The sequence below is a fragment of the Methanocella sp. MCL-LM genome, from assembly GCF_049676595.1.
In the GTDB taxonomy this organism is placed as follows: Archaea; Halobacteriota; Methanocellia; order Methanocellales; family Methanocellaceae; genus Methanocella_A.
Genome location: NZ_CP187259.1, coordinates 983872 through 1002552 on the forward strand (window position 1 = coordinate 983872; position 18681 = coordinate 1002552).

Genomic DNA, 18681 nt, shown 5'->3' on the forward strand with positions numbered 1-18681 from the left:
ATCAGGCCCTTCCTTATTCTTTCCCCAGCAGATAATGGATCGATTTCACGAACTCTTCATGCGAGAACGACTGCGGTATGTTCCCCACCAGCCGCTGGTAGTACATGTCGTACTCTTCGGCGAACAGCCCTAAGTCGCTGGAAGCGTATCTCGCCGACCTGTTGATGATGTCCAGCGAATTTACGACTTTTCCCTTCTTCATCATAACCTGCGCCAGCCATAGTGAGGACAGCATGAAGGCGCCGGGCTCTTCCTCGAACCTTTTTAGTAAGCCGCCGGTGCCCAGGTGATCGGTGATGCTCTTAATGCTCGTCCTCACTAACAGATCATTCACCGATAGCATGTTCACGAGCGGTATGGCCAGTACCGAGGCGTCGTAGGCGTCGTCCTGGTAGGCGCGCTTGAAGCACTTTTTCTTTTCGGACCAGCCGTTGGCTATCACGTCGTCCCTGACGGCGTTCGACTCGTGCCTCCACTGCCTGGCCAGGTCTTCCCTGTCTACCCGCAACGCCAGTCGGGCACCGTGCTCCAGGGCGGCCCAGCACATGGTTTTGCTGTGCACGTAGTCCATGTCTTCCCTGCGGAACTCCCAGATGCCTGCGTCTTTCTCTGTCCAGTGGCGGACCACGTAGTTCACTATCCTCTCGATCTCGTCGAAGTGCTCCGGGACGTATTCCTTATCGCCCGAGTACCTGTCGTACAGCGAGAGGGCGTGGATGACCTCCCCTTCGAGGTCGTTCTGCTTCTGGTCGACGGCCTTGTTGCCGATGCGGACAGGCCGGCTGTTGCCGAAGCCGACGAGGGAGTCGAGCAGCACTTCCTCGGTGCCGTCCAGATCGCCGTCGATGGAGACGAGCGGATACGGGTAAGGTTTGCCGTCTTTGCTGGCTATGCGGAGCAAAAAGTCGAGCAGCTTGCGGGACTCGTCTTTCATCCCCGCCAGCACCAGAGCCTCAGCGCTGTAGGCGCCGTCTCTCACCCAGCAGAAGCGGTAATCCCAGTTGGAGTCCCGGCCGACGATCTCGGGGAACGAGGTCGTCGGCGCGGCGAGGATGGCTCCTGTCGGGTCATATATCAGCTGTTTTAGCACCAGCAGCGAGCGCATATAATAATAGTGTAGCCTCGGGCTGAGCTCGAAGACCGGACGCGCTTTCGATGCGTAGCATCGCCAGAAGCGCAGGTCTGCCTGGTGGTCTTTCAGGAAGTCCGCCCGCCTGGCTTCTTTATGGCACTCTTCGGCCGTATCGCCGTAGGTCAGCAGTAGCGGTATCGTGAGCGGCGGCTCGATGTCGAAGGTCATTCTCAGCTTTTTAATGGCGGGCTTCTCGGTAGTCGATATCCTGATCGCCTGGCCCGGGGCGGAGAAGGTGAGGCCGCTGTCGCCTGCCGATATCTCTGGCCTGGCGCGGTTGTAGTCAGGCCTGGGGTCGATGTCGAGGTGGAGCTTGAGCCTGTCGGGGCCGGAGACTCCGAGTATCCTCCACAGCCGGCGTTTGCCCCAGGGCATGAAGTCGATGGCCCTGATCGTGTCGCTGCCTATCTGGGTCGTCGTCTCCAGGACGCAGGTGTCTTCGACGTACCGCTGCTCTCCTCCTTCGAAAGGCAGCACGGACCCGCCCATCTCTGAGGACAGCATGACCGAGCCTCCCTCGGCGTTGTCCAGCGCCCGGGCGAAGAAGGTGGGCGAGTCGAACCGGGGCACGCACAGCCAGTCCAGCGAGCTGAAAATGCTGATGAAGGCGCAGGTCTCGCCGTTGCCTATGATACCGTACATGTGAGAAGGTTATGCCTGCATTTTATAAATACTATTCAATATTTTTAATGGCCCGTGTCTCGATGTATTCCAGAAACTCTTTGAGCCCGAAGCCGAAGCTCTGCCGGCACACGTAATCCGACTCCTTTTTCACCGCGGGGAGCGCGTTGCAGACGGCTCCCATGAGGGTGCAGAGGCTGCGCATCTCCAGGTCGTTCTCCGCGTCGCCGATACAGGCCATCTGCGTCGGAGTCAGGCTGTACACGCCCATCAGCCACTGGATTCCGGTGGCTTTCGAGACGCTGTGGGGCAGGATCATCAGCGAGTCCACGTTCCTGACCACGTGCATGTTCGGGTGCTGTTCCAGCACCTGATCTACCTGCTGTTCGTAGGCCCTGTCCACTGAAACGATGACGTCTCCGGCATCGTACGGGACGGAGAGCGATCTGAGGTCCGCGAGCATGTCCTCCCTGCCGTCGGAGCGAGCTATGTAGTGTTTACTACCGTTCACGTATCCCACGCAGCCGTTCTCCGCTATAAACGAGTCCACCACGCCGTCCATGCCCAGGTAAAGGTCGTACATGAACGAGAACTTCCGCCCGGACACGATGGAAAAAAGAGTGCCTTTGCGCTTCAGCCGGAGTATGGCGTCCACCAGCCCGGGCTCGACTCGAAGGCTGGCGTCCGTAAACGTCCTGTCATAGTCGCTGAGCACGAGGCGAATAGCGTTCATAATTGTTATTTATATATTCTTGGATTTAATATTTTTCATTGGAGGTAAAATATGATGCCCGCAGCCGGTCAGGATGATGTCAGCAGGACACGGCCGGGCATATGCCAGCGTATATATAACTTTCCCTTAACATACTATAATATACACGACTGCTCTTCCGTGTCATAGGCAGATTACGTCATTTGACGTAAATTTGTCCGGGGTATGTGGGCGCATTTTTTACCTGACGGAGCGTCCTCCTGTATCTACATCGCTTTTCCTGCCAGCGAATGGAGTGAATCCGCCTTTTTGGTAAAAATTCACGCCGTTTTTTAATATTTTCGCTGTCAGCAGCTTAATTTTCGTGTCGATGTCCTGCCATTCACTTTATATATCATGATTGACTATGACTTTTTATTGCTTGGTGTATTGTATGGACGGATTATTGCTTTTGTCGCTTACCGTACTGGTGCCTGCCGTTATTGGCATCGTCACCTACCTGCTGCCGGGCTATGACCTCAAAAAATATGCGGTCATCCTGTGCGCAGTAGTGCTGTCCGCAGCTTCGCTGCTCGTACTGTACAGCGGTCCGCAGAGCGTCTCCGTTGAGTCGATTAACGCCGCTATACCTATCTCAACCATCATCGTTATCTTCGATTTCCTGCTGCTCCTGACGTTCCTGTACTTCGGTATCAAGGATAAGGAGTACAAGGTGATGGCGCTGGCTGTCCTGCAGGCTATACCACTGGTGTACCTGGAGTTCCTGATGCCGGCCACTCATTCGGCGGCCCCGACCTTCGTGATAGACGACCTGTCGATCGTCATGTGCCTCATCGTCTCGATCATCGGGGCGCTGATCCTGCTCTACTCTATCGGCTACATGAAAGGCGACAAAAACGCCTCGCCGTTCTTCCTCGTTATGATGGTGTTTCTCGGGGACATGAACGCGCTCATCTTTGCCAATGACCTGACCTGGCTGCTCTTCTTCTGGGAAGTCACCACGCTGTGTTCCTTCCTGCTGATCCGGCACTACCGGGACGAGCCTTCGATCAAGGCTTCGGACCGGGCCCTGTGGATGAACCTGCTGGGCGGGTTAGGCCTCGTCACCGGCATCCTGCTGATCGAGATGTTCTACGGGACTCGCTTCCTGTCTGAGCTGCTGGCCACCAAAGCGACGCTCCCCGGAGCCCTGTCGTTCCTGCCAGCCGCAGCGATCGTGCTGCCCTTCGCTTTCCTGGCGTTCGGGGCCTTCACCAAGTCGGCCCTGATGCCGTTCAACTCGTGGCTCACCGGTGCCATGGTGGCACCGACCCCGGTCTCTGCGTTGCTCCACTCCTCGACGATGGTCAACGCAGGAGTATATCTGCTCATCAGGATAGCGCCGTTCATCATCGGCACTACCCTGTCCAGCATCATCGCCATCGTGGGCGGTTTCTCGTTCATGATGTGCGCGCTGCTGGCGATCTCCCAGACCGACTCTAAGAGGATCCTGGCCTACTCGACCATCAGCTACCTCGGCCTGATAGCGATGTGTACGGGCATCAACACCGCTCTGGCGCTCACCGCGGCGGTCGCCCTGCTGGTCTTCCACGCAGTCTCCAAAGGCCTGCTGTTCCTGTGCGTGGGCGATATCACCCACCTGATCGGCTCCCGGAACATCGAGAAGATGGAGGGGCTCGTCACCCGTGCCCCGCTGGTCGCCATCCTGACGGTGATCGGCCTCATCTCCCTGATGGCTCCCCCGTTCGGCATCTTCGTGGGCAAGTGGCTGGCCTTCCAGTCGGCCTCTACCTTCAGCCAGATCAGCCTGTCGTTGCTGGACATCTTCTTCATCATCTTCGGCAGCATCTTCTCCGTCTTCTACTACGCCAGGTGGGCCGGCCGGATGATGGCGTCCAGAGGCGACGAAGCGCCGGTCAAGCAGCACCACGACTGGTACATGGAGCTGCCGCTGATCATCCTGACCATCGGCATCTTCGTCTCCGTAGGCCTGACCACCGCGTTCTTCAGCCAGCTGATCGACCTTCCCGACGTTTATGGCCAGGAACCCTCGCAGCTCGTCACCGGATGGGTTGCCCTGCAGAATGCTCTCGGCGGCTTCTCGCCGCTGCTGTTCCTGATCATCTTCCTGCTGATCATACTGGTACCGCTGGCGTTCATCCGCATCAAGAAAGGCTCGGTAACCCCGGCCTACTCCTGCGGTACCGGCTCGGAGCCCGAGCTCGGAGGCGGCTACTTCGAGAGTCTGATCGGTGAGAACAGGTTGCTAAAATATTTAGTCCCGATCGGCATTCTGTTGTTAATCGCCCTCTTCGTGGCGGTGTTAATATGAACACGTTCCTCGATCCTATCCTGACAAACAGCTACGTTACCACCTATGGTCTGCCGGTCCTGCTACTGCTGCTGTCCCCGATCATCGGAGGCCTCCTCATGGGCATCGACCGCAAGCTGACCGCAAGATTGCAGAACCGCCGGGGGCCGCCCATCGTGCAGCCTTTCTACGACGTCTTCAAGCTGTTCGGTAAAGAGGACAACGTGATGAACAAGGCGTACCTCGTGTTCGGCCTTGCCTACCAGACCACAGTCGTGCTGAGCCTGGCTCTGCTGCTGTTCGAGTACGACCTCTTAGTAATAGCGTTCGTGTTCGGCCTGTCCTTCATCTTCCTGGTGCTGGCCGGATACAGCGTGCGGTCGCAGTTCAGCTACGTGGGCTCTAACAGAGAGCTGCTGCAGATGATGACCTACGAGCCGATTCTGCTGCTCGTGGTGTTCCTGATAAGGCTGGTCACCGGGAGCTTCGAAGTAGAGGCCATCTACAAGGTTGAGCCGCTGCTCTACACGCTACCGCTTGCGCTGCTCGCGATCTTCATCATCCTGCCGATCAAGTTCAGGAAGTCCCCGTACGATATCTCGTCGGCCCACCAGGAGATCGCCCAGGGCCCCATGACCGAGTTCACCGGGAAGTACCTGGGCCTGATCGAGTCGGCTCACTTCTTCGAGATGTTCTTCATGCTCTGGTTCATCGGACTGTTCTTCGTGCACGACCTGGTCCTCGGCGCGATCACTATCCCCGGCTGGATCATGAGGCTGGGCCTGATGTTCGTGGCCTATCTCTTCTCCATCGTGGTAGACAACGCCACCGCAAGGCTGCGGGTTGATCAGATGCTCAAACAAATATACATAGTAGGACTGATCCTGATCGTCCTGAACCTGGTATACATTCTCATTACCGGGAGGTGGATCGCATGAGTTTTATTGAACTGTCCCGGAAAAAGTCACCCTGGGTAATACACGTGAATACCGGAGGCTGCAACGGCTGCGACCTGGAGATTCTGTCGTGCCTGACGCCGAGGTTCGACGTCAGCCGGTTCGGCGTCTACAGCACGGGTAATCCCAAGCACGCCGACGTGATGCTGGTCGTAGGCCCGGTGACGCTGAAGTACAAAGAGATCATCACTAATCTCTACAACCAGATGCCCGACCCGAAAGTGGTCATGGCCGTAGGCTCGTGCGCAAGCACGGGTGCCATCTACCAGGGGTGCTACGGTACCTGCGGCTCGCTCGACAAGGTCATCCCTGTCGACGTGTACGTGCCCGGCTGCAACTGCCGGCCAGAGGGGATCATCGACGGCCTTGTGCTGGCCCTGGACATACTGAACGAAAAGGAACGGAAAATCTTAGAGGATAAAAAGAAGGCTAAATCGCAGGGGGCGGCTTAGATGGACGTTACCATTGTCACGCAACAGGAAATACAGGCCGCCGCAAAGCGGCTAAAAGAGTCCGGAGCCCGGCTGATCACGATCGTCGGTACAGACACCGGGACTAACATCGAGGTTACATATTTCTTCCACACCGGCACCGGCAAGACCGAGAACTACCGGGTCGTGGTGCCCAAGACCGGCGGTAACGAGGAGATCCTGGGCATCTCCCACATCTGGCCTGCGGCCTACGTTGCCGAGAACGAGGTATCCGAGATGTTCGGAGTGAAGGTAAAGGACGTCCCCGGGCGGTTCTTCCTTCACGAAAGCATCACAGCACCACTAAGGAGGAAAACGCCATGAGGTCTACAGTACAGTTTGGTCCTCAGCACCCGGTCTGGGTCGAGCCCATCCGGCTGAAGCTCACCCTCGACGGTGAACTGGTGAAAGACGTCGAACTTGAGGCAGGCTACGTTCACAGAGGCCTGGAAAAGAAGTTCGAATGGGACTACAACAAGGGCGCGTACCTGGCGGAGAGGGTCTGCGGCATCTGCACCCAGCACCACTCTACGTGCTTCTGTCTGGCGGTCGAGAACAACATGAACCTGGAAATCCCCCGCAGGGCCGCCGTTATCCGGACTATCATGCTGGAGCTGGAAAGGCTTCACAGTCACCTGCTAGCGATCGGGCTGACCCTGGAAGCTATCGGCTTCGAGAACCTGTTCATGCTTTGCTTCCGGAACAGGGAAACAGTGCTCGACGTGTTCGAGCGCACGACCGGTAACCGGGTCCTCCACGGCATTAACCTCGTGGGCGGAGTCACCCGGAACATCGGCCCGGAGATGGCGAAGGAGATCATGGACTTCTGCGACCTGATAGAAAAGCGCTGCCATGATCTCGAGGACATGATTGTCCACAGCCACACGATCAAGGCCCGCATGAAAGGTGTCGGTATCCTGCCAAAGCAGACCGCGCTTGACTATTCGGTCGTAGGGCCGGTGGCGAGAGGTAGTGGAGTAGCCTTCGATGTAAGGATCGACGCACCGTACCTGCTGTACAACGAGCTTAAAATGAAGCACGTCGTCGAAGAAAGCTGCGATGTCTGGGCGCGCTCCGTAGTGCGTGTCCGGGAGCTGTTCCAGTCCATCGACCTGATCAGGCAGCTGGTCCCCATGCTTGAGGGCCTGCCCGACGATATCCTGGCGAAGTCCAAAACTATGCCGGAGACTGACAGTTTCGCCCGTGTCGAGCCGCCAAGAGGCGAGCTGTTCTACTTCGTCAGAGGCAAGAAGTCCAAGGAGCTGGACCGGGTCAAGGTCAGGACCTCCACGTACGCCAACGGGCCGGCGCTGGTGCCCGTGATCAAAGGCTGTCAGCTGGCGGACGTAGGGCCGATCACGATCAGCTACGACCCGTGCATAGGGTGCTTTGACAGGTAGGCGGTGATGACAACATGCTGAAGATTCTCGAGAACATCGTCAAAAATGCGTTCAGCCCGGTGTACACGTCCAACTACCCGTTCACCCCGTACCAGCACTTCGCCGGTACCCGGGCGGACGTCACCTTCGACGGCACCAAGTGTATCCTCTGCGGCCTGTGCCAGCGGTCGTGCCCTGCCGAGTGTATCCTCATCCACAAGGAGAAAGAGGAGATCGAGTACCTCAACACCCAGTGCATCCGCTGCGGGTACTGCGTGAGGGTGTGCCCGACCAACGCCATCATCCAGAACGAGGTCTACACCAAGCCTTCCAGGGAAAGGCTGACCATCTACACCAAGGTCACCAACGAGAACGCCCCGGTGATCAAGAAGCGCAAAGCAGCCGAAGCTGCAGCCAAAGCTGCGCCGGCTGCCAAGGCCCAGGACCCGGCGTCCCTGCCGGGTAAAGAGGCAAAGACGGGTGAATAGCCCGTCCTTTTTATTTTATTATCATTTTTTAGTTGTCACAGCTATCTCGCTACCTGTCAAGCGAACGCTGCGCTGTGCATTTCGGATTGCCCGGATAACAGGAGACAGCAACACGAACGCTGCGCTGTGCCAGATCACAGATTACGCAGAATCTGATGATTCTGACAGATTTAACAGATTGCACAGATTACGATTTTATCTGAAAGGAATCCTACGAGTTCCTTTCTTTTCGATCATCGATCAGCATCTGTGAAATCTGTCGAATCTGTATCAATCTGTGATCTGGCACAGCGCAGCGTTCGTGTACGTTCACGGGCACAGAGCAATCAGAAGCCAGCACAGCGCAGCGTTCGTAGTATGAGGTATCTTATAGTACGCCGACACTGTTGGGATCTTCATCTGGCCTTGTGGTGGTATGAATAGCTATAACTGGCGTATACCCTTATTAATTCGATTTTATACCTCGATAACGTCCATATAAATCACTTTTCTTTTACCAATGGTTAATATGGCGCTGGTCAAATTCAAGTCAGAGAAGATCGCAGGGCTTAGTAGCGAACAGCACGCATAGTCGCTCAAGCTGGCGATCCTGGATTGTGCATATGATCAGGTGATTCGAATGGTATTTGGCAGAAGTAGCAAAAGAGCCGGAATGGCAGGCATGATGGAGCGAGAGGCAGAAGAAGTAGAGCGCACGGGCACCAGGATGTCTACCGTTGCCGCCGAGAAAGGCGCGATGGCCAGCCGCAGGATATCCGACATCCTCCGCAGGGCGGCGGACGACATTACCCATGTTGCCCCCGAAAACTACCGGGCGAAAGTAGCGGACACGATGTCCTCAGCCAGAGATGCTGTGGATACCAGCACAGAATCCGTCAAGACGAACATCCGGGCTCACCCGATCGCCAGCGTAGCCATGGCGGTAGGCGTCGGCTTCGCGATGGGCGCCGCGATCAGCATCCTGGGAAGCCTGATGTACAAGGAAACCACCAAGTATTAGGTCTCCCCTTGCGGGGAGGTCGCACTTTTTTCTACGCTGGCCGGTGGTTACAAAAGATTTATGTGTTGCAGGCTGGAATTATGTAAAGAACAACCTGCAATTCCAGGCGCTCACAGGATCAATAACCTATGGCAGTTGAAAGCAAGCGCATACTGGTCACCGATGACGAACACAACATCGTGGATATCATAACGGGCATGCTCGCCCGCTCGGGCTACACCACTCTCAAAGCGTACAGCGGCGAAGAGTGCCTGAGCATAGCAAAGACCGAGCGCCCGGACCTCATTTTCCTGGACATCATGATGGAGCGCATGGACGGCTGGGAAGTCGCCCGCATCATCAAGAACGACCCGGCCATAAAAGACATTCCAATAATAATGGTCACGGCCAAGCCCCTGACCTTCGAAGACGTCAAGGACCGGTCAATCCTCATCGAAAACTACATCATGAAGCCGGTTAGCGCAGCGACGCTAAAGCAGGCCCTGGACGAGGTGTTCACCGCCCGCACCAGAATAGAGCGCACCCTGGAAATGGCCAGAAAATCAGGCGTGGCCAACGAGATCATCGACGCCTACCGGGACCGGTACGAGAAGCTCCACACCCAGGCCCAGCGCAACAAAAAGCTGCTAACATTAATGTCTCAATTGTATCCGGAAGACAAGCTCAAACACAACCCCGCTTCCCGCAACATGCTCATGAGCCTCAGAAAAGGGCTGGAGAGCCAGGAAGAAGAGTTGAGAAGGCTGGAAAAAATACTGACAACGCCTGCGCAATGAGCCTAAATATCACGGTGGCACGGATGCAAACCTGATCACCACAACCAGTTCAAAATTAGAACCACTGCGGCATGGCTCCTTATTCCGGCAACTGGAATCAAATGATTGAACCACGGCGGCACAGCGACACGGCGATATAGCGATCCACGATAAGCCGGATGGTAACTGGAACCACGGCGGCACGGCGACACAGAGACAACTGCAAACTACTACAACCAGATGGTAACTGGAACCACGGCGGCACTGCGGCACAAAGACAGTGGTGAACCGGTAATAGTGAACTCCTTTTTATGTCCACGGCGACACGGGGACAGGGCATTAACCATACGCAAACTATCCAATGGTTTCAGCCTGACTTTCGTTCAATAGCCTGAAGGAAGCGGAACATACTTGTCTCTGTGCCATCAGCCCGCCGTGTCGCCGTGGATCAATAAAAAGGTGCCTTGCTATTCGAGTACGGGTTGTCTCTGTGTCGCCGTGCCGCCGTGGTTTAACTAACCATCCAGCCATCGTTTCTCAAATTGTCTCTGTGTCTCTGTGCCGCCGTGGTTAGAACCTCTGCTCCCCGGTTGTAGAGATAAGGAGCCGTGCCGCCGTGGTTATATAAATCTCGGAGGCCCATAATGGGCCTCACAGAATCTTCTTGCCCGCGTCCGGCCCGCCTTTGACGATGTAGACGTCGGTGATCTTCATGACCACGGCGGACTTGGGGGTGAGGTTGGGCCTTATTTCTTTCATCCAGGCGACGTCCTGCTTGAAGACCTCGTCGTCGGTGTGGAGAGTGATGGGGCCTTTGAGCTGGTACCCGCCTTTTTCTCCCCAGTAGGTCAGGGCTACCTTCGGGTTCTCCTTCAGGTTCTGCAGGGTTTTCAGGAAGTACTGGTCGGAGATCAGCAGCGTCTCGTCGTCCAGCAGCTTGAAAGCGCCGATGGGCACCACGTTGGGCGTGCCGTCCTTCGAGGCGGTGGCCATGAAGGCGGTTTTAGTGCCTGTAAGCGATTCTTTGATTTGATCCGTTAGCTTAACCATTAAATTCCTCCCGATACTGATATTTATATTCCGGGCTCTTAATCTTTACCTATCGATAACAATAATACCGATCGCCGCCATCGTTTCTTTCATGGACCGGATCATCATCAACGTCGTGGACAAGAACAGCAAATATCAGAAGCGGCTGATCATCGATGTAAAAGCACCGCTACAACAGTGTGACTTCCTCACCATCGGGGAAGAGATCATGTTCGACAAAGACACCGATTTCATGACCTTCGGCCTCGACATCACTACCGGGGACCGCCAGGTCGCCATCGTGGCCGGGGAAGGCCACGGGGTAACGTCTGAAGAGCTTGTGGCCGAGATCCGGAAGAGCCTGGCAGAGCGGTTCGAAGTAGCCGGCGAGGACGAAGTCCAGGTCTGGCTCCGGGAGAAATAAGGCCGTCACGGCCTAAGTACGGTGCGGGCAGCGGCGAGAGTTAACTATGTCACTCGATTCAGGCGCAGAAAAGCAGAAAAGCGAACTGATCACCGATAAGTCCGGCCACTGGATGGTCATCGACGGCCGGGAGCGCTATAACTTAGGTGCCGAGCTGCGGCTCATAGCCGAGTACGCCCTGCCCGGCATCGCCGGTTTCGCCCTCGGCGGGCTAATCTGGGGCACGCTCCAGGCTTTCTTCCCGGGCTTCGCCGGCGGCTCTTATACTGGCATTCTGTTCTGGATAGCCGGCGGCCTGATCTTCGGGTTCACCGGCGCCTACTGCCTGGACATCCTGCCCAAAAACCGGCTCAAAATGGCGGCGGTCAGCGCTGCCGGATATGCGATCGGCCTCTCCTTCATGGTCGTTGCAGTAGAGCTGATCATGAAAGGAATGCACGTTCAGGGCGGCCTCATCTTTGCGACAGGCATAATAGCCGTGGGCCTGATCTTCGGGCTGCCACTAAAGAGGTCTCAACTGTTCGTCATCCTTGGCGCTGCCGGATTCGTGACGGGAGGGGCGCTGGGATTGGGGCTGTACCATACAAGCATCTTCCTCATACACTCTCACTATCTCTCCTTCATGGGCTGGCTGCCGGGCCTGGCCATGCTGGTCGGGCTGGGGGTAGGCACCGGGGCTGTGACGGGGCTGGGGAAATATATCGTAGAAACTAGATAAGTTTGACAGACCCTTTCAGCCGCTATACTCTGAAAACCTCGAGGGTCGGGGAGTTCCCGGGAGGCTGGGGAGGGTATTCAAAGTGGGAGGTTCGAGAAAATGGGGGGTATTATTCTGAACTTTTCCGATGAGTGCTCGTACCATTTACTCGAAGTACACAAGGTACACGAAGTACTCAAAGTTCGATAAAATTGCATACTGTAAGATGATCCATATAGTAAAACTTCGTGTACTTCGCGTACTTTGAGTACTTCGTGTAAATGGTACCTGACATCCCGATGAATGGCACAGGTGACTCTTATACAATTAATCCTCTCTATCCTCAGGGTACCTCTCATAACCTCTCTCAGACCACTGTGACCGACCCGGAGGCGTCCCTTGCTGATCCTCTCAGCACCTCCCGGATCTGAAATGACACGAGTTTAGTTTCCTGAAGTCTTTCAATCAGGCAAGCAATTTTATACGATATAATACTAGTTATATATCGAAATGTCTGGCGTCACTTTTCTCGGGACCGCAGGAGGGAGGATGGTGGTCACCAGCCAGCTGCGGAAGAGCGGCGGGTTCTGGCTGAGCCTCGCGGGCAAGAACATCCTCGTAGACCCGGGACCGGGCAGCCTCATGAGGAGCGTGGAGCTCGGGCTGAAGCCGGCTCACCTCGACTGTATCGTGTTGTCGCACAAGCACATCGATCACAGCAACGATGTCAACATCATGATCGAGGCCATGTCCGGCGGCAGCTTCCGGCCGAGGGGCATGCTGCTCGCACCTTCCGACGCGCTGGAAGGTGACGACCCGGTCGTGCTCAGGTACGTGCGTAACTACATCCGCAACAACATTAAAGTCCTCGAGCCCGGATTCAAGTGCTCCCTCGACGGCGTCACCGTCGAAGTGGTCATCCGCATGACCCACGCCGACGTGGAGGCGTACGGCCTCAAGTTTTCTTTCGACGGAAAAACCCTGGGCTATGTCACCGACACCAAATTCTTCAGCGGCCTGCCCGAAGCCTTCAAAGGTTGCGACTACCTCATCGTCAACATGGTCCGCATGACCCACGACGCCCGGTTCGAGCACCTGCTGCCCGAAGACGTGATCAGAGTCCTGAAAGTCGCAAAGCCTCCGCCTGGTCATCCTCAACCACTTCGGCCTGCAGGTCGTCAAGGCAAAACCCGAAGCCGTGGCCCAGCGCATCGAAAAGGAGTCCAAAGTCCGCACCATCGCCGGCGCCGACGGCATGCAGTTCAGCTTCGACACTGGCAAAGCAGTTACAGAGCCTACCATCAGCAGCTTCAGCTGATACAAGCTAATTATAGCCAAACGTTTTACCACGGCGGCATAGCTCCTTATCCCGACAACTAGAATTAAAATGATTGAACCACGGCGGCATAGCTCCTTATTCCGGCAACTGGAAATCAAATGATTGAACGACGGCGGCACAGCAACACGGCGATATAGCGATGCACGATAAATCGGATGGTAACTGGAACCACGGCGGCACGGCGACACAAAGACAAGGCGATCCACGACAGGCCAGTGGTAAATAAAACCACGGCGGCACGGCGACACCAAGACAGTGGTGAACCGGTAAAAGTGAACTCTTTTTATGTCCACGGCGACACCAAGACAGAGCATTAACCATAAGCTTACTATCCAATCGTTTCAGCCTGACTTTCGATCTATAACATGAAGGAAGGAAAACATATTTGTCTCCGTGCCGTCAGCCTGCCGTGCCGCCGTGGATCTAAAAAGAGGGTCTTGCTATTCCGGTACGGGTTGTCTCCGTGTCGCCGTGCCGCCGTGGTTCAAATAACTATCCTGCTATCGTTTCTCGATTTGTCTCTGTGTCGCCGTGTCGCCGTGGTTAGAACATCTGCGCTCCAGTTGTCAGGATAAGGAGCCGTGTCGCCGTGGTTAGAACATCTGCGCTCCAGTTGTCAGGATAAGGAGCCGTGTCGCCGTGGTTAGAACATATAGTTCCAGTTGCCTGGATAAAGAACCGTGCCGCTGTGGTTTTTATGCTATTATGGCCCAGCGGTCACCGTATACTCACGCTTTCAGCGCGACGAGACGCTTTGTGTTTAACATGACGAGCACGAGGAGCAGGACCAGCGGTACCATATACAGGGCGACGTTGATTGCTCCGACGCCCGGCGCTCCTGTGGCGAGCCTGGTGATGAGGCCTATTGGTGAGGGTTCGACGAGGTAGCTGAGGCTGGCGACGGTGATGAGGAGGACGGAGTAGATGAACTGGGAGCGTTCCCGGTCTTTAAAATACAGCGCGATGAGGGCGGAGCCGGCCGCGACGAAAGCCGCTATCAGGCCGGACATGACGAGGACGAGGACCACGTTCTGGATGTAGATGCGGTTGAAGGAGAGGAGTATGGCCCAGAGTATGCACTGTATTACTGCGATGAAGACCGATGCGGCGAGCTTGCCGCCGATCATGTCTTTGAGAGCTACCGGGGCTGCCAACAGTGTGTCGATGGTCTTGTTCTCGAACTCCTCCGAGAGGGTATCGATGACTATGCTGCCGGCGATGAACGCGGGGAAGAGCATGAGCATGGGCACGATGAACGAGAACAGGAACTCGTAGGTCGTGCTCGACCGGCCGGTCACGTCAGTGTACTTGACGTCCACTCCACTGGCTTCCCGTAGCTGGTTTTCGTAGGTCTTGAAGGGCTCTTTCAGCACCATCAGGATGACCGTACTCTTCGAGTCGGACTCGGGCAGGAACAGCTTCATATCCTTGACTCCGGCAGTGCCCGGGGGTACGTAGATCACTGCGTCCAGGCTGCCTTTGGCGAAGTCCTGCTGGGCATTATCGGGATTGTCGTAGTATATCGTATTGATGTGGGCCCTCTGCAGGTCTCTGATCAGCTGGCTGCTATCATCGCCTACGATGCCGATTTTCAGGTGGATGTTAGTGTTCTGGCCTATGGTGCTCGGGTCGTAGAACGACATGAGGCCGATCAGGATAACCGATGATAGCGAGGCGATGATCAGCTGGATCACGATGGCCAGCATGATGGTCTTCTCCTTACCGATAGCCCTGATCTCTTTGTTAAATATGGTCCAGAAGGCGCCCATCAGAATAACCCCGCAGCTTTTAGATTGTAGATGTTATAGGTCGTGTGCACCAGCGTACCCAGCAGCATTGCTACTACGTACCATTTAGTGCCGAACTTCTTCGTAGATACGCAGACGATGGAAGTGAAGACGAAGTGGGCGACAAGCGGTATCAGTAAAAGGCCCGCGTCGTTGATCGCTTCCATGAGCAGGTTGTCGGACAGGATGCCCAGCGACAGGTACAGCAGCGCCTTTTCTCCGATCAGGAACCCGAGCGCCGACAGGAACGACAGCGCCACCACCTCTTTGTAGGACTTGAGCATGCCGTTTTCCAGCAACATCACGATGCCGGCGGACTTGGCGATCTCCTCCACCATCGCGCTGAAGACCAGGAGCACGACGAACATGAGGAACATCTGCTGGATGTTCGTCGCGAGAGCCACGATGATGAGCTGGACCATAAAGACGGCCGGAATCAAGAGCAGGCTCAGGAGCGCGATCGACGTGAAGACGTGTCTCTTGTTGATGGCCAGGAAAATCGCATCGCCGACCTTCCTGTACAGCGGCCCGTAGCTCAGCAGGTACTCTTCGTTGAAGATCCGCACCCCGACATACATCGCCAGCAGGAACACCAGGTACATGGGAAGGGTCGAGAACGCGTACTCCAGGAGGCCGAAGCTCTCCCCCCGGTACATCTGTACGGCGAGAGTAAGCGGGGAGATGTAGCTCAGGTTGTTGACCCCGGTGAACAGGGCGGGGAACACGAGGTACCCGGTGATGAAGGTGATCGCCGCCATGGAGAAGAACGTCTGGTCTTTGTACGTGCGGTAGAATAGCGCCACCATCAGGTAGACGGCGAAGATGAAGAGGACGATGGGGGTAAAGATCGCGATGGCGAGCAGCAGGTTGCCGTTCAGCGCCAGCGTCACGCCTACGATGACCACGAGGGCGAAGGCGAGGTAGGGCAGCATCTTGCCCCCGATGACGTCCAGCGCCGAGACTGGCGTCGACATGAGGATGTTCAGCTTTCGGTTGACCTTCTCGTCCATGAAGCTGCTCGTGAAGAAGACGCTGATGAAGAAGATGGGCACGATGTACAGGAACGCGATGATCACCTGGGACAGGGGCACGGGCGGGTTCATCAGCGACGGCACGATGATCTCGTTATCGGAGACGAACTCGGCCTTGAACTTCGGCTGGGTGCCGTTCATGGCCTGGGCGAGCTGCTCCTTCACCGCAGCATCCGTGCTGCTGCCGCCTGCAGGGGTCGGCACAGGCATCGCCGTGACTCGTGGCCGCAGGCGTGCCGGGCACGGTAACCGGCTCAGGAGTCTCCGTCGCAGGGTCCGGTATCGGTCCGATGAGGCCAGAGATACTCTGGCCCGATATACTCTGGCCCGGCGTTGCCGAAGTAGCGTTGACGTCGAGGTAGTGCGTCTCGATGCGGAGGGGGTACGCCTTGTCCAGGTCGTACTGCTCTGTGATCCGGCTCAGCTCCTGCTTTTCCAGGTACTGCTTTAACGCTCCCGTGGCATACCGGGACCTGGAATCGCTTCTGCCGATCACGGTTTCGGAGTTCACATAAGCATCGATCGAGTGGTTGAGCAAAAGTTGATAGCCTGTGATGCCGTCGGCGTAGACCAGGTTGAACCGGTTGTCGTCGATGGCCGGGCCCTGGGGAGAAACGCCGACAGTATACATGCCCTTGCTCAGCGTCAGCCCGCCCTGGGCCACGAAGTAAGAGATCAGCAGCGAGGCGGCGAGAATGATCAGAATGAGGGCTCTGGAGCCGCCCCTGAAGCGGGTGCTGAAGCGCTTAACTTCTCTCGTAGCGATGATCAGTATATTTTTCATCGGACCCTCTCTCGCTCGCTCGCCCCGCCCCTGCTCGCACGAAAAGATTATCAATTATTCTACTTAATGGAAAGATAATGATTAAACTGACAGGGGTTACGAAATTATATAAACATTTTGCCGCAGTCAGCGATCTGAACCTGGAGGTCCGGCAAGGCGAAATCCTCGGCATCATCGGCCATAACGGCGCTGGTAAAAGCACCACGCTAAAGATGATGGTTGGCCTGGCTGCTCCGACGACCGGCACCGTAGAGATACTGGGCAGGGACATGTCCCGGGACAGTACCGGCATCAAGCGGCAGATCGGCTACCTCCCCGAGGAGAGTCCCCTGTACGAGAACATGACCGTAGAAGAGTACCTGCTGTTTTTCTCCGAGCTGTACGGCATGCCTAAAAAAGCCGCTAAGGCCCGGATAGACGAGCTGCTCGGCTCGCTGAAGCTGCAGGACCAGAAAAAGCTGACCGGGGAGCTATCCAAAGGCATGAAGCGAAAGGTTGCCATCGCGAGAAGCCTGTTGCACGACCCCTCGCTCCTGATTCTGGACGAGCCCAACTCGGGCCTGGACCCGCTGACTTCTTTCTTCATCATCGACTACCTCAAGCAGCTCCGGGGACAGGGCAAGACCATCGTGCTCAGCGCCCACAACCTCTTCCACATCGAGTATATCTGCGACCGGGTGGCCATCATGAAAAATGGCAAGCTGCTGGTCTGCGACAACATGGAAGCCATTCGCAAGAGCCTGGGCATCCGGGAGTACCAGGTGATCTTTAAGGCTGATCAGAGCCTCAACTACGAGCAGCATGACGGCAACTACGTGTTCAAGACGGCCGACATCGGCGAAATCGCCGGCCTCCTGCATACGATTTCCGACAACAACTGGGCGCTGGTTGACCTGTCAGTCCGCCAGTCGGCGCTGGAAGACATCTACGTCAAGCTCATGACCAACTGAGGTGCCAGAGTGTTCGGATTTCTGAAGAACTTGTTCGGTGGCAGCGATAAGCCCACCATCAAGAAGTGCTTCTTCGAGAAGGAGCAGCTGTGCGACCAGGCTTGCAGGGCCTACTCAGAAAAGGGTACCTGCTCCATCGTGGACCGGGTGCGGGAAACCCGCGACCCCAAAGAGTGTGCCGAGGCCTTGAGGGCACTGCGCAACATCCAGAAGGACCCGGATCGCATAGCAAGGGACTACCCGGACCTGTTTCCCCCGCCGAAGCTGTTCTACGAGGGCGAGTAAAAGTGATGGCTGGCCGGACAAGGCCACCGGTCTCCAGGCCGAAAGGCCGCCGGGCCGCAGAGGCTTTTAGAACAACTGGCTTAACTGCTCTGCGGCCTGACAGCGTTTGCAGGCGATGCATCCGGGGCTTTCCCGGCAGGTGATGATTGTTAGATCAGCCGCCGGCTAACTTGTTAGCTGCCGGCTAACTTGTTAGCTGCCGGCTAACTTGTTAGCCGCCAGCTACCGGCGGGAAGATGGCGATGACATCGCCGTCTTCGAGGGCTGTATCCATACCTTTGATGAACGTTACGTTTCTGCCGTTTTTCAGGATGTTGACGTACGGCTTGAACACGCCCGGGGATATGAAGAGCTCGCCGGTGAGGCCCCGATGTTTGTCGATGAGCAGGTCCAGCAGCTGTGATACTGTGGAGTGCTCCGGCATGTAGACTGTAGTCTCTTTTTCCATGTGGTTGCGCAGCATGGCAAACACTTTAACGGTAACTCTGATACCCCTATCCATTCGTCCACCCTAAAAAAGAGGCCGCGCCG

Annotated in this window: 20 protein-coding genes; 13 read left to right on the plus strand and 7 right to left on the minus strand. The window is 56.2% G+C overall.

What is annotated here, in order from left to right; all coding sequences use genetic code 11:
- Positions 1–13: 13 nt before the first annotated feature.
- The gene (locus ACPLPM_RS04925) at positions 14–1774 is read right to left on the minus strand and encodes a glycoside hydrolase family 15 protein (RefSeq protein WP_424359129.1); all 1761 of its coding nucleotides are present in this window, start codon (positions 1772–1774) and stop codon (positions 14–16) included.
- A 31-nt stretch (positions 1775–1805) separates the two neighbouring features.
- Positions 1806–2486: an HAD family hydrolase gene (locus ACPLPM_RS04930; RefSeq protein ID WP_424359130.1), complete on the minus strand. Its 681-nt coding sequence runs from the start codon at positions 2484–2486 to the stop codon at positions 1806–1808.
- Between the two features lie 412 nt (positions 2487–2898).
- On the opposite strand from ACPLPM_RS04930, the gene ACPLPM_RS04935 reads away from it, so the two are divergent.
- The 8 genes from ACPLPM_RS04935 to ACPLPM_RS04970 all read left to right on the plus strand — a co-directional run bounded on the left by ACPLPM_RS04935 (position 2899) and on the right by ACPLPM_RS04970 (position 9845).
- Positions 2899–4797 (plus strand): NADH-quinone oxidoreductase subunit L, encoded by a 1899-nt coding sequence (locus ACPLPM_RS04935; protein WP_424359131.1) that lies wholly within the window; start codon positions 2899–2901, stop codon positions 4795–4797.
- Positions 4794–5714 carry a respiratory chain complex I subunit 1 family protein gene (locus ACPLPM_RS04940; protein WP_424359132.1) on the plus strand — a complete coding sequence of 307 codons (921 nt, stop codon included), beginning with the start codon at positions 4794–4796 and terminating at the stop codon, positions 5712–5714. The genes ACPLPM_RS04935 and ACPLPM_RS04940 overlap by 4 nt, the downstream gene beginning before the upstream one ends.
- A complete protein-coding gene (locus ACPLPM_RS04945) occupies positions 5711–6184 on the plus strand; it encodes an NADH-quinone oxidoreductase subunit B family protein (protein WP_424359133.1) in 474 nt (157 codons plus the stop codon). Before ACPLPM_RS04940 ends, ACPLPM_RS04945 begins: the two co-directional genes overlap by 4 nt.
- Positions 6185–6526 (plus strand): NADH-quinone oxidoreductase subunit C, encoded by a 342-nt coding sequence (locus tag ACPLPM_RS04950; protein ID WP_424359134.1) that lies wholly within the window; start codon positions 6185–6187, stop codon positions 6524–6526.
- Entirely contained in the window at positions 6523–7602 is a 1080-nt protein-coding gene (locus ACPLPM_RS04955; RefSeq protein ID WP_424359135.1) for a nickel-dependent hydrogenase large subunit, read from the plus strand. Before ACPLPM_RS04950 ends, ACPLPM_RS04955 begins: the two co-directional genes overlap by 4 nt.
- Before the next feature lie 14 nt (positions 7603–7616).
- Positions 7617–8069, plus strand: a complete 453-nt coding sequence (locus ACPLPM_RS04960; RefSeq protein ID WP_424359136.1) for a 4Fe-4S dicluster domain-containing protein — start codon at positions 7617–7619, stop codon at positions 8067–8069.
- A gap of 619 nt (positions 8070–8688) precedes the next feature.
- Positions 8689–9069: a hypothetical protein gene (locus ACPLPM_RS04965; RefSeq protein WP_424359137.1), complete on the plus strand. Its 381-nt coding sequence runs from the start codon at positions 8689–8691 to the stop codon at positions 9067–9069.
- Positions 9070–9197: 128 nt separating this feature from the next.
- Positions 9198–9845: a response regulator gene (locus tag ACPLPM_RS04970; protein ID WP_424359138.1), complete on the plus strand. Its 648-nt coding sequence runs from the start codon at positions 9198–9200 to the stop codon at positions 9843–9845.
- A 630-nt stretch (positions 9846–10475) separates the two neighbouring features.
- Here the strand turns inward: ACPLPM_RS04970 and ACPLPM_RS04975 are convergent.
- On the minus strand, positions 10476–10874 hold the full coding sequence (locus tag ACPLPM_RS04975; protein WP_424359139.1) for a pyridoxamine 5'-phosphate oxidase family protein: 399 nt from the start codon (positions 10872–10874) through the stop codon (positions 10476–10478).
- A 91-nt stretch (positions 10875–10965) separates the two neighbouring features.
- Between ACPLPM_RS04975 and ACPLPM_RS04980 the strand changes: the two genes are divergently transcribed.
- From ACPLPM_RS04980 to ACPLPM_RS04990, 3 genes are all read left to right on the plus strand, one after another.
- The gene (locus ACPLPM_RS04980; RefSeq protein WP_424359140.1) at positions 10966–11277 is read left to right on the plus strand and encodes a hypothetical protein; all 312 of its coding nucleotides are present in this window, start codon (positions 10966–10968) and stop codon (positions 11275–11277) included.
- A gap of 46 nt (positions 11278–11323) precedes the next feature.
- Positions 11324–11995 (plus strand): hypothetical protein, encoded by a 672-nt coding sequence (locus tag ACPLPM_RS04985; protein ID WP_424359141.1) that lies wholly within the window; start codon positions 11324–11326, stop codon positions 11993–11995.
- Between the two features lie 489 nt (positions 11996–12484).
- Entirely contained in the window at positions 12485–13354 is an 870-nt protein-coding gene (locus ACPLPM_RS04990; protein WP_424359142.1) for an MBL fold metallo-hydrolase, read from the plus strand.
- A gap of 687 nt (positions 13355–14041) precedes the next feature.
- Here the strand turns inward: ACPLPM_RS04990 and ACPLPM_RS04995 are convergent.
- The 3 genes from ACPLPM_RS04995 to ACPLPM_RS05005 are packed head-to-tail and all read right to left on the minus strand — an operon-like array spanning position 14042 to position 16915.
- A complete protein-coding gene (locus tag ACPLPM_RS04995) occupies positions 14042–15082 on the minus strand; it encodes an ABC transporter permease (RefSeq protein WP_424359143.1) in 1041 nt (346 codons plus the stop codon).
- On the minus strand, positions 15082–16341 hold the full coding sequence (locus tag ACPLPM_RS05000) for an ABC transporter permease (protein WP_424359144.1): 1260 nt from the start codon (positions 16339–16341) through the stop codon (positions 15082–15084). The genes ACPLPM_RS04995 and ACPLPM_RS05000 overlap by 1 nt, the downstream gene beginning before the upstream one ends.
- On the minus strand, positions 16226–16915 hold the full coding sequence (locus ACPLPM_RS05005; RefSeq protein ID WP_424359145.1) for a hypothetical protein: 690 nt from the start codon (positions 16913–16915) through the stop codon (positions 16226–16228). Before ACPLPM_RS05005 ends, ACPLPM_RS05000 begins: the two co-directional genes overlap by 116 nt.
- Positions 16916–16992: 77 nt before the next feature.
- Between ACPLPM_RS05005 and ACPLPM_RS05010 the strand changes: the two genes are divergently transcribed.
- On the plus strand, positions 16993–17865 hold the full coding sequence (locus ACPLPM_RS05010; protein WP_424359146.1) for an ABC transporter ATP-binding protein: 873 nt from the start codon (positions 16993–16995) through the stop codon (positions 17863–17865).
- A gap of 9 nt (positions 17866–17874) precedes the next feature.
- Positions 17875–18150, plus strand: a complete 276-nt coding sequence (locus ACPLPM_RS05015; RefSeq protein WP_424359147.1) for a hypothetical protein — start codon at positions 17875–17877, stop codon at positions 18148–18150.
- Positions 18151–18361: 211 nt separating this feature from the next.
- Here the strand turns inward: ACPLPM_RS05015 and ACPLPM_RS05020 are convergent, their stop codons facing one another.
- The gene (locus ACPLPM_RS05020; RefSeq protein ID WP_424359148.1) at positions 18362–18652 is read right to left on the minus strand and encodes a ubiquitin-like small modifier protein 1; all 291 of its coding nucleotides are present in this window, start codon (positions 18650–18652) and stop codon (positions 18362–18364) included.
- Positions 18653–18681: the final 29 nt, after the last annotated feature.

Bases quoted from the DNA above. Each gene is read 5' to 3' on its own strand.
- ACPLPM_RS04925 (WP_424359129.1), bottom strand. From the start codon at position 1,774: ATGTACGGTATCATAGGCAACGGCGAGACCTGCGCCTTCATCAGCATT.
- ACPLPM_RS04930 (WP_424359130.1), bottom strand. From the start codon at position 2,486: ATGAACGCTATTCGCCTCGTGCTCAGCGACTATGACAGGACGTTTACG.
- ACPLPM_RS04935 (WP_424359131.1), top strand. From the start codon at position 2,899: ATGGACGGATTATTGCTTTTGTCGCTTACCGTACTGGTGCCTGCCGTT.
- ACPLPM_RS04940 (WP_424359132.1), top strand. From the start codon at position 4,794: ATGAACACGTTCCTCGATCCTATCCTGACAAACAGCTACGTTACCACC.
- ACPLPM_RS04945 (WP_424359133.1), top strand. From the start codon at position 5,711: ATGAGTTTTATTGAACTGTCCCGGAAAAAGTCACCCTGGGTAATACAC.
- ACPLPM_RS04950 (WP_424359134.1), top strand. From the start codon at position 6,185: ATGGACGTTACCATTGTCACGCAACAGGAAATACAGGCCGCCGCAAAG.
- ACPLPM_RS04955 (WP_424359135.1), top strand. From the start codon at position 6,523: ATGAGGTCTACAGTACAGTTTGGTCCTCAGCACCCGGTCTGGGTCGAG.
- ACPLPM_RS04960 (WP_424359136.1), top strand. From the start codon at position 7,617: ATGCTGAAGATTCTCGAGAACATCGTCAAAAATGCGTTCAGCCCGGTG.
- ACPLPM_RS04965 (WP_424359137.1), top strand. From the start codon at position 8,689: ATGGTATTTGGCAGAAGTAGCAAAAGAGCCGGAATGGCAGGCATGATG.
- ACPLPM_RS04970 (WP_424359138.1), top strand. From the start codon at position 9,198: ATGGCAGTTGAAAGCAAGCGCATACTGGTCACCGATGACGAACACAAC.
- ACPLPM_RS04975 (WP_424359139.1), bottom strand. From the start codon at position 10,874: ATGGTTAAGCTAACGGATCAAATCAAAGAATCGCTTACAGGCACTAAA.
- ACPLPM_RS04980 (WP_424359140.1), top strand. From the start codon at position 10,966: ATGGACCGGATCATCATCAACGTCGTGGACAAGAACAGCAAATATCAG.
- ACPLPM_RS04985 (WP_424359141.1), top strand. From the start codon at position 11,324: ATGTCACTCGATTCAGGCGCAGAAAAGCAGAAAAGCGAACTGATCACC.
- ACPLPM_RS04990 (WP_424359142.1), top strand. From the start codon at position 12,485: ATGTCTGGCGTCACTTTTCTCGGGACCGCAGGAGGGAGGATGGTGGTC.
- ACPLPM_RS04995 (WP_424359143.1), bottom strand. From the start codon at position 15,082: ATGGGCGCCTTCTGGACCATATTTAACAAAGAGATCAGGGCTATCGGT.
- ACPLPM_RS05000 (WP_424359144.1), bottom strand. From the start codon at position 16,341: ATGCCTGTGCCGACCCCTGCAGGCGGCAGCAGCACGGATGCTGCGGTG.
- ACPLPM_RS05005 (WP_424359145.1), bottom strand. From the start codon at position 16,915: ATGAAAAATATACTGATCATCGCTACGAGAGAAGTTAAGCGCTTCAGC.
- ACPLPM_RS05010 (WP_424359146.1), top strand. From the start codon at position 16,993: ATGATTAAACTGACAGGGGTTACGAAATTATATAAACATTTTGCCGCA.
- ACPLPM_RS05020 (WP_424359148.1), bottom strand. From the start codon at position 18,652: ATGGATAGGGGTATCAGAGTTACCGTTAAAGTGTTTGCCATGCTGCGC.